Source organism: Anaplasma phagocytophilum (genome assembly GCF_023476575.1).
GTDB classification, from domain to species: domain Bacteria; phylum Pseudomonadota; class Alphaproteobacteria; order Rickettsiales; family Anaplasmataceae; genus Anaplasma; species Anaplasma phagocytophilum_A.
Genome location: NZ_JAHLEX010000052.1, coordinates 1 through 8,803 on the forward strand (window position 1 = coordinate 1; position 8,803 = coordinate 8,803).

Sequence of the window (8,803 nt, forward strand, 5' to 3'; positions counted from 1 at the left end):
CCCACAGAAACTGCTGATCTAATCCGCATCTATGCGCTGAGATATATCAACCCTTATTGCAAGCAGTCGATGTATCCATCGCAATAAGGAAGCTACGTTTTATATATGCTGAAATATTGGCTTTTGTTTTAGAAAGCATTCCAGCCGATAGTTGTCTTACAGACTTATATGACAGAAAAAGCTACCGACCATGGAACATTATAACACAAACCTCTGACTATGTCTGTACCAGCGCTAGCACATGGTATATGCTGAAATCTCCACCCAATATATCTATATCCCGTAAGTATGCACATACAACACAGCACGTTATAGCAACAGCTAGATTCAGCATATATCTTATTTTAGCAATTGGTATGCCCTGTTTTTAAACGCACGAGATATGTTAGAAATAGCCACACCTGACGCCATATCAAAGGCAAATTGTAACATTCTGTTTTTGAAAGAAAAATTCACAAAAAACGTCACCAAGGTCTCCCTTTCATTTTTAGGCAGAAAATTCCACTCACTACATAAAGTATTAAACACCCCATCAGTAGAAACAACTCTTATCAACCCTGGGTTCTCTAAAGTCGGAGCAGAAAAACTCACTTCGGAAGTATACGCACCTTCAAGAGACATGAATTGCGCCACCAACTTCACAAACATAGAAGCATCATGCTTTTCAAGAATCACTACTTCCTTACACCAAGGTAAAAAAGCAGGATACTTCTCAACATCAAGAACAATGGAAAATATATCTTTTGCCGGAAAACTAAGCACTTCGCTCTTGCTAAACCCACGCCTAGCTCGCACCATACACACACTGCTAAAAAAGGAAACTAGGAGATCCGCATTTGCCGTAACGCTTTGCTTAGTGTCCTGAGACTAAAGCTAAGGTGGGCGCCGTGTAACAACCTACTCGAGGTTACCAGTGACGGCTCCCTATGAGAACAAAATCGGGCTCGAGGCACTTTCAACCTACACGAACAACGCAGACCCCCACAGGAGAATACCAAACTACCCAATACTTATCAACACCTAAGTATTCTTCTTGTCCTCGTCCTTATTAATCTCCTGATATTCGGAATCTACAACACGCTCCTCAGGATTACCATCAGAACTCCCACTACTGCTTCCAGATTGATCAGCACTTCCCGCACCGTCATTCTTATTAGCCGCATACGCAGCCTCCCCTAGCTTCATGGATAGACTCATCAGTGCATCATACTTCTGCTGCAAAGCATCAGTACTACAGTTGCTATCATTCAAACACTCTCTCAAATCCTTGATAGCGCTCTCGATATTAGACTTGTCATCACCTGCAACCTTATCTCCATAATCCTTTAGAGACTTCTCCACAGAATGTATTAGCCCCTCAGAACTATTCTTCAGCTCCACATGCTTCTTACGCTTTTCATCGTCTTCTGCCCGATCCTGAGCATCTTTAACCATCTTCTTGATTTCTTCATCACTTAAGCCACCAGAAGACTGTATCTTAATAGTTTGCTCCTTACCCGAAGCCTTATCCTTCGCTGAAACGTGCACTATACCATTAGCGTCGATATCAAAAGTCACCTCAATTTGAGGAACACCGCGTGGAGCATGAGGAATACCTTCCAAACTAAACTGCCCCAACAACTTATTGTCGATCGCCATCTTACGCTCACCCTGGTACACCTTAATAGTCACCGCAGTTTGACCATCTTCAGCTGTAGAGAATACCTGCGACTTCTTAGTAGGAATCGTAGTATTACGCTCAATCAAAGGCGTAAATACACCACCCAAAGTTTCTATACCCAAAGATAGCGGAGCTACATCCAACAACAAGACATCACGAACATCCCCTGTTAAGATACCCCCCTGTATCGCGGCACCTACAGCTACAACTTCATCTGGATTTACACCTTGACATGGCTCCTTTCCAAAGAAATCCTTCACCCTCTGAATAACCTTAGGAACCCTGGTCATACCACCAACCAGTACAACCTCATCAACCTTACTGTTGTCCTTAATTCCTGCATCACTCAGAGCCTTCTTACATGGCTCTATGGTGCGCTCAACTAACTCGTCTACCAACCCCTCAAACTTAGCCCTACTCAGCTTCAAACTCAAGTGCTTAGCACCAGTGCTGTCGCTAGAAATAAACGGAAGAGTTATATCTGTCTCTAACCTAGTAGATAACTCAATCTTAGCCTTCTCCGCAGCTTCCTTGACCCGCTGCACAGCCATAGGGTCATTACGTAGATTTATACCTGTTTCTTTTTGAAAACTCTCCATCATATGTTCCATGATGGCATTATCAAAATCCTCACCACCAAGCTTAGTATCACCGTTAGTAGCTTTGACCTCAAATACACCATCAGCTATCTCCAAAACAGATACGTCAAATGTACCACCACCAAGATCATATACTACTATGGTCCTTTGCCGATCACCCTTGTCCAACCCGTACGCTAAAGCCGCTGCTGTAGGCTCATTAATTATTCTAACAACATCTAGGCCAGCAATCGTACCAGCGTCCTTAGTTGCCTGACGTTGAGCATCGTTAAAATACGCAGGTACCGTAATAACCGCCTTCTTTACAGGAGCACCAAAGTATCTTTCAGCAGTTTCCTTGATCTTTTCCAAGACAAACGCACCAATCTGAACCGGCGAATAACCCTCACCCTTCGCTCTTATCCAAGCATCACCGTTCTTTGCAGGAAACACCTCATAAGGACACTTCAAATCCCTCATATCATCGTATCTGCGGCCAATAATCCTTTTGCTCGCATATATCGTGTTCTGAGCATTGATATTTGCTTGCCGCTTAGCCAACTCCCCTACTAGCCTTTCATTATCAGTAAACGCAACAACAGACGGGGTGGTCCTCGAACCTTCGCTGTTTTCTATCACCTTTGCGGTACCAGCCTCCATAACAGCAACACAGGAATTCGTAGTACCTAGATCTATACCTATTATACGCTCAGCCGCCATGACTACCCCCATTCGTAAAAAACAAAAAACTCAGACACGGTAGATATAATAACCAAAGCTGCAAATTACAACCCCCTATTTAAAAATTAGAGAAATATGTCCATGATACCTAGCAACACACGCGTCCTTACACCACAACATACCTGATATGCACAATACATGTCAGGAAACTAGTAATACAAACACTACCAACAAACAGCACGCCCCGCTACTAGCTCTATATTGAAGCACTAAAAGCCCCAAAGTCCCTACTAACTATGTTACGATATTTTAGAGAGCATCCGCGTTAACCACTTATCAACCCAAGTCACTGCGACCACACTCTCACTAACTTCCGCAACACTTTCTACTAGACTCTTCTGATGATCACCACCCTCAGCAAGCAATGCCGCTGCTTCCTCTTTTTTCTTAACAGAATCTGCTGTCACCGCTACATAACTAGACAACTCATCGTGAAGTAAGTTACTATAGCCCTTTTCAGCACGAATATTATAGTCAGATATACCTAGATTATCATCTACATCAAGCCTTATAAGAACTTTGAATTCACTCTCTACCTCAGCAATCTGCCTACGCTTGCTATTGAATAGATGCGACACAACCGAAGATACAACAGAAACTACAAGAATCTTTTCAGGATTCTTGTTAGCCATGTAACTGACATCACGCAAAATACTAGCAGAAATAGACTCTAACGATCTAGTTCTACCAACTCCCTTGCAATGATGACACCGCACTGTACTACTGTCTAGGATACTCTGCTTTACTCTCTGCCTGGAAATTTCCATCAAACCAAACGCACTTATGTACCCAAACTGAATCTTGGCTTTATCCCCCTTAAAAGCTTCGCGTACCTCAGCCTCAACAGCCCTGCAATAGCGATATTTTACCATATCTATGAAATCTATCACAATGAGCCCAGATAGTCCCCGTAAATTCACCTGCCTAGCAATCTCTTTTACAGCCTCCATATTCGTCCTGTAGGCGGTTTCTTCGATACTATCTTCTCCTGTCATTCTTCCAGAATTCACGTCTATGGAAACTAAAGCTTCCGTGGGTGTTATTACCAAATACCCTCCAGAAGGCAGATATATCTTATCTGTATACAATTCCAAAATCTGAGCATTGACCCTATAATGCGTGAATATGGGAATGCTACCCTTATACGTCCTTACACGCAGCCTATTGCCGAACATAGACTTTGCATACTCCTTCACAAGGCCAAATGCCTTGCTACCAGCCACCACAACATCATGGACGTTCTCATCACAGAAATCTCGCAAAGTTCGCTTTATCACATCAGCTTCTACGTACAATAGAGAAGGATGCGTGACAGACTCAAAGCTACTTTTTACCTCATTCCATGTAGACTGCAGGTACGATAAATCTCGCTCCAATTCCTTATGAGTTCTATTGCTCCCAGCAGTCCTAATAATAACACCTGCTTCTTTTGGAAGCTTCATCTCATCTAGAAACTCTTTCAAATTTTTCCTGTGGACACAATCATCTATACGCCGCGATATACCACTGTTCTTGTTTCCAGAATTTGGCATAAAAATGCAATACCTTCCGGCAAGAACTATATAAGTCGAAAAAGTAGCGCACTTGCTACCCCTCTCCTCTTTCGTGATCTGAACCATGAGTGTCTGATCAACCTTTATGACATTCTGCACCTTATACATCTTATGCGGCACCAACTTGCCCTTGCCATTCTTGCCTTCAAAACACCTCTTGCCAGCTCGCTGTTCTTCCGCTGAAGGCTGCACTTTATCAGCATCTTCTGAACTTTCTTCAGAAGGCTCTACGTCTCCCGTGCATTCTTCCTCCTCAGACTGCTCATCCTGCTCCGAATTATCACCATACAGATTCTTCAACAGAACATCTTTTTCTTCCTGAGGAATTTGATAATGCTCAACCGCTATTTCTGAAAACGGCAAAAACCCGTGCTTTCCTACACCATACTCTATAAAAACAGCTTGCAATGAAGGCTCAATACGACGAACAACAGCGAAATAAATATTCCCCCCTCGTAACTGCCTCCTATCCTTTAATTCCTGATCAAACTCAACAACTTTTCCCTCGTCGAGCACCGCAACTCTTATCTCATCGAGGTATACGGCATCAATTAATATTCTCTTTCCACTCCCACTATTAGACACAAAACACAACCAACACTAAATAAATTAAAAAACTACCTTACAACCACGTAACTCAATCCTAACGAGAAGCTAGATATACACACATGGCAATACTTAACCTAGCTCAAGACGACTTCTCTATCTTAACAACAATAGCCAACCCCACTGCCACAGTAACCACACCCACGACAATAGCAGTTAACATCAAGACACTTGGCAAAGGGTTGCTATACGATAGCGCAGCATCCCCTCGCGAAACTATGGGCGCAATACCCTCACTTACGTAGCCTAAAGACACATAAAATATCAATACTGAAGTTTGAAAAATACCCAAACCCATCAATTGTTTTATGCGGCTACCACTAGTAATAACAATAAACAACCCTATAGATGCGAAAAATGCAAAGGCTATGTAATTTATATGCGACATCAAGAAAGTCATCAGCATTTCCACCTACGCAAGAGCACTCGTCCATTAAGCTGCAAAATCTTATACTACAGCTCTGCAAACTCAGTTTATATCATTTTTCAATGATGCAAAGTCAAAATACACACTCGCAATAGAAGCACATACTGTAATGCCAACCCCTAACTCTACAATAAATACCCCAAGCTTCTGCTCAGTTACAGAATCAAACAGCGAAAATACGTAAGATAAAAAATTCCCACCGAAAAATATGGATACCACCCCCGTCATAATGTAGATGAACAGCCCAATGGTCCCCACAGTAACTAAGTTTGGCAAAACCTCCCTAATCCTTGCATCCCCAAAGACCATGGCATACATAATAATTGCAGATGCCACAATAACTCCACCTTGAAATCCTCCTCCAGGGCTGAAATCCCCATGAACCTGCACATAAAACCCGTACATTAAAATAACAGAAAACATGAAGGAAGTTACATAACGTAGCGCAAAATCATCACGAAATATAGCTACCATCCTGCTCATACTCTCCTATGCCCTCCTTTTCCAACTAATAATGAAACACACATAGCCCCAGTAAAAACTACCAGCGTTTCGCACATAGTATCATATCCCCGTAAACTCGCCAAAATTGCACTTACTAAATTAGGAATATCTGTACCAGCATACACATCAGCTAACGATAGACTAGACACAGCATTAGCAGGCGATGCAGCATCACCAAACTTCGGCAAATCGAGCACCGCATATCCCAGTGCCACAAACATCATCATTGAAAGAGCGCCAGCTACCAGCAATTTTACCCGTCCACAGGTATACCATATATTACGAACTTTAGCAGTATCCCAATTCCCAAGAAACGAAAGCACGAGCAACATTAGAACAGTACTAAAACCAGCTCCTACAGCAGCTTCAGTAATTGCCACGTCAGGAGCACTCATAACCAAATACAAGGTAGCAATAGTTATGCTAAATGCACACATAGTAACAGTATTCACTAGCAAATTTTCGAAAAATGCCACCGAACTAGCAAAAACTACAAGGAATAATAGCAATACGCCGTCAATTATATTGTTACTAGAAAACATCTAACTATCTGACCCGTCGTTCTCCTTAGAATTACATGCAGCACCCGTCAAAATGCCACATACAGTAGTGTTCGTAATTAACAACAAACAAATTAGCACCAAAGTCTTCAGCGTAAACACCGAAAAACCGTACTGCATTGCCAAACCAAGACATATAAGAATCATGCCCAAGGAATCAAGTATGCTTGCTGCATGGACCCTAGAGTAAAAATCAGGAAGTCGCATCACTCCCACAACAGCAATAACAACGAAAACTATACCCAACCCCATAACTCCCATACCAATCATAGGAAGAAGCATGCTTAACTACCTCCAACCGTTATAGAGAAAAAATCTAGCAAAACCAATCGCCGCTACTAGCCCAACACAAGCATACATCAGCGATACGTCTATAAACAATTCAATAGAACCCCCCATAGCTCCAAGCAGCATAATGAGCATCACCACACAAGTGCTAAATACATTCACCGCTAGAATTCTGTCGTAAACACTGCGAGCACTCACGATTCTAAATAACATCACAGCCCCACATGCCCACAAAACAAAAATAGAAAAATTTAGCACGTTGCACTCCCATTCACACAGCACCTAAACAGCAGGGTGAAGCCTAGCCAGCACCTTAGAAACTAGATTCTCTTTTGTTATACCAAAGTGCGCATATAAATCCTCACATTTACCAGAAGCCCCAAATTCATCAAGCCCAATAAATACTCCCTCTCTACCAATGTATTTATGCCAACCAACAGAACTAGCTGCTTCTATCGCCACTTTCAAACTATCATTATCCAATAACCCAGAAATATACTTTTTCTCCTGCTGATCAAATAACCCCCAACAAGGCATAGATACAACTCTAGTACCTACTCCGTAGGTCTTATGAAGAATATCACAAGCTGCAATTGCAACCCCAACCTCAGTACCAGTAGCAAAAATAGTTACCCTAAGATCTCCTTCAAACTCCCTGAGAATATATGCCCCTCTTCCAGAGCAATTCTCACGACCTAACTCAAACCTCATAGGTTCCACATTTTGCCTAGACAACACAAACAAAGACGGAGACTTAGTTAGCTTCAATGCAATCTCCCAGCATTCCAAAACCTCTACAGCATCCGCCGGCCTAAAAACATAGAGATTAGGAATAGCTCTCAACGAAGCAAGATGCTCGACAGGTTGATGAGTAGGGCCATCCTCACCAACACCTATGGAGTCATGAGTCATTACGTAAATAACCTGAAGAGCCATTAAGGCAGATAACCGTATTGCAGGCCTACAGTAATCAGAAAATACCAAAAAGGTTCCGCCATAAGGAATAACCCCACCATGAAGAGCCATTCCATTCATACATGCAGCCATGGCATGCTCTCTTATACCATAATGAATGTATGACCCAGAGAAATCTTCCTTCGCAATAGGCTTCATCCAGCTAGCTTTAGTATTATTAGAAGAAGTTAAGTCCGCAGAACCCCCTACAAGATTATTCACCCTTTGCGAAAAAAACTCCAGTGCTCTACCAAAGGACTTTCTCGTAGCCTCTGTAAAACCTAGATCACTAAAATGCTCACCTAAACCTTCAAATACAAACTCAGACACTCCCTGAATAATAGCAGCATTTAACTTGCCTATTTTGTCACATTGCTCAGACTTACTAAGCCAAGACTCATACTCCAGCTCAGCTCTCTCTCTAACTTCTTTCCACAGTGCAGAAGCACCTGCACTCACCTCAAAAGCCTTACTTTCTCCCCGCCCCAAAGAATCTCTAACTTCTTGAGCATCAGCAGGCGTAAAAGGCCAACTGTGCGCCGCAGATGTATTCTCTTTAGAGCGCATAAACTTTCCTATAATAGTCTTACATGCAATTATAGATGGTCTATTAGTCTCTCTAGCAGCGGCGATAGCAGCATATACATGACCAAAATCATGCCCATCTACTTCCCATACATCCCAACCATATGAAGCAAACCTGGCAGCTACGTTATCAGAAGAGGCAAGGCTAATCTTCCCATCTATAGAGATGCCATTATCATCAAATAGAACGATAAGCTTACCCAAACCTAAATGCCCAGCTAAAGAAGCTGCTTCATGACTAATACCCTCCATCAAGCAACCATCCCCGGCCATAACGTAAGTGTAGTGATCTATTAGATCATCGCCAAATCTCTGGGCAAGCATTCTCTCAGCAATAGCCATTCCAA

General features: G+C 42.4%; 9 protein-coding genes and 1 other RNA gene. All 10 read right to left on the reverse strand.

Going from position 1 to position 8,803, the window contains the following annotated elements:
* Positions 1-339 precede the first annotated feature (339 nt).
* Positions 340-798, reverse strand: a complete 459-nt coding sequence (locus tag KPX09_RS03250) for a type II toxin-antitoxin system RatA family toxin (RefSeq protein ID WP_249548972.1) — start codon at positions 796-798, stop codon at positions 340-342.
* A gap of 25 nt (positions 799-823) precedes the next feature.
* Positions 824-983: non-coding RNA, 6S RNA (gene ssrS, locus KPX09_RS03255), on the reverse strand.
* 37 nt (positions 984-1,020) lie between these two features.
* Positions 1,021-2,970, reverse strand: coding sequence for a molecular chaperone DnaK (gene dnaK / locus KPX09_RS03260; RefSeq protein WP_249548973.1), 1,950 nt, complete (start codon positions 2,968-2,970; stop codon positions 1,021-1,023).
* A gap of 248 nt (positions 2,971-3,218) precedes the next feature.
* The gene (locus KPX09_RS03265) at positions 3,219-5,117 is read right to left on the reverse strand and encodes an Rne/Rng family ribonuclease (RefSeq protein ID WP_249548974.1); all 1,899 of its coding nucleotides are present in this window, start codon (positions 5,115-5,117) and stop codon (positions 3,219-3,221) included.
* Between the two features lie 103 nt (positions 5,118-5,220).
* Positions 5,221-5,544, reverse strand: a complete 324-nt coding sequence (locus KPX09_RS03270) for a cation:proton antiporter subunit C (RefSeq protein ID WP_410518478.1) — start codon at positions 5,542-5,544, stop codon at positions 5,221-5,223.
* 63 nt (positions 5,545-5,607) lie between these two features.
* Positions 5,608-6,048: a Na(+)/H(+) antiporter subunit B gene (locus KPX09_RS03275; RefSeq protein WP_249548975.1), complete on the reverse strand. Its 441-nt coding sequence runs from the start codon at positions 6,046-6,048 to the stop codon at positions 5,608-5,610.
* A complete protein-coding gene (locus KPX09_RS03280; protein WP_249548976.1) occupies positions 6,045-6,611 on the reverse strand; it encodes a DUF4040 domain-containing protein in 567 nt (188 codons plus the stop codon). The genes KPX09_RS03275 and KPX09_RS03280 overlap by 4 nt, the downstream gene beginning before the upstream one ends.
* Positions 6,612-6,911 (reverse strand): monovalent cation/H(+) antiporter subunit G, encoded by a 300-nt coding sequence (locus KPX09_RS03285; RefSeq protein ID WP_249548977.1) that lies wholly within the window; start codon positions 6,909-6,911, stop codon positions 6,612-6,614. It lies immediately after the preceding gene.
* A gap of 6 nt (positions 6,912-6,917) precedes the next feature.
* The gene (locus KPX09_RS03290; protein WP_249548978.1) at positions 6,918-7,175 is read right to left on the reverse strand and encodes a monovalent cation/H+ antiporter complex subunit F; all 258 of its coding nucleotides are present in this window, start codon (positions 7,173-7,175) and stop codon (positions 6,918-6,920) included.
* A 24-nt stretch (positions 7,176-7,199) separates the two neighbouring features.
* Positions 7,200-8,803, reverse strand: a 1,604-nt coding sequence (locus tag KPX09_RS03295; protein WP_249548979.1) for a transketolase family protein, incomplete at its 5' end; no start/stop codon positions are given.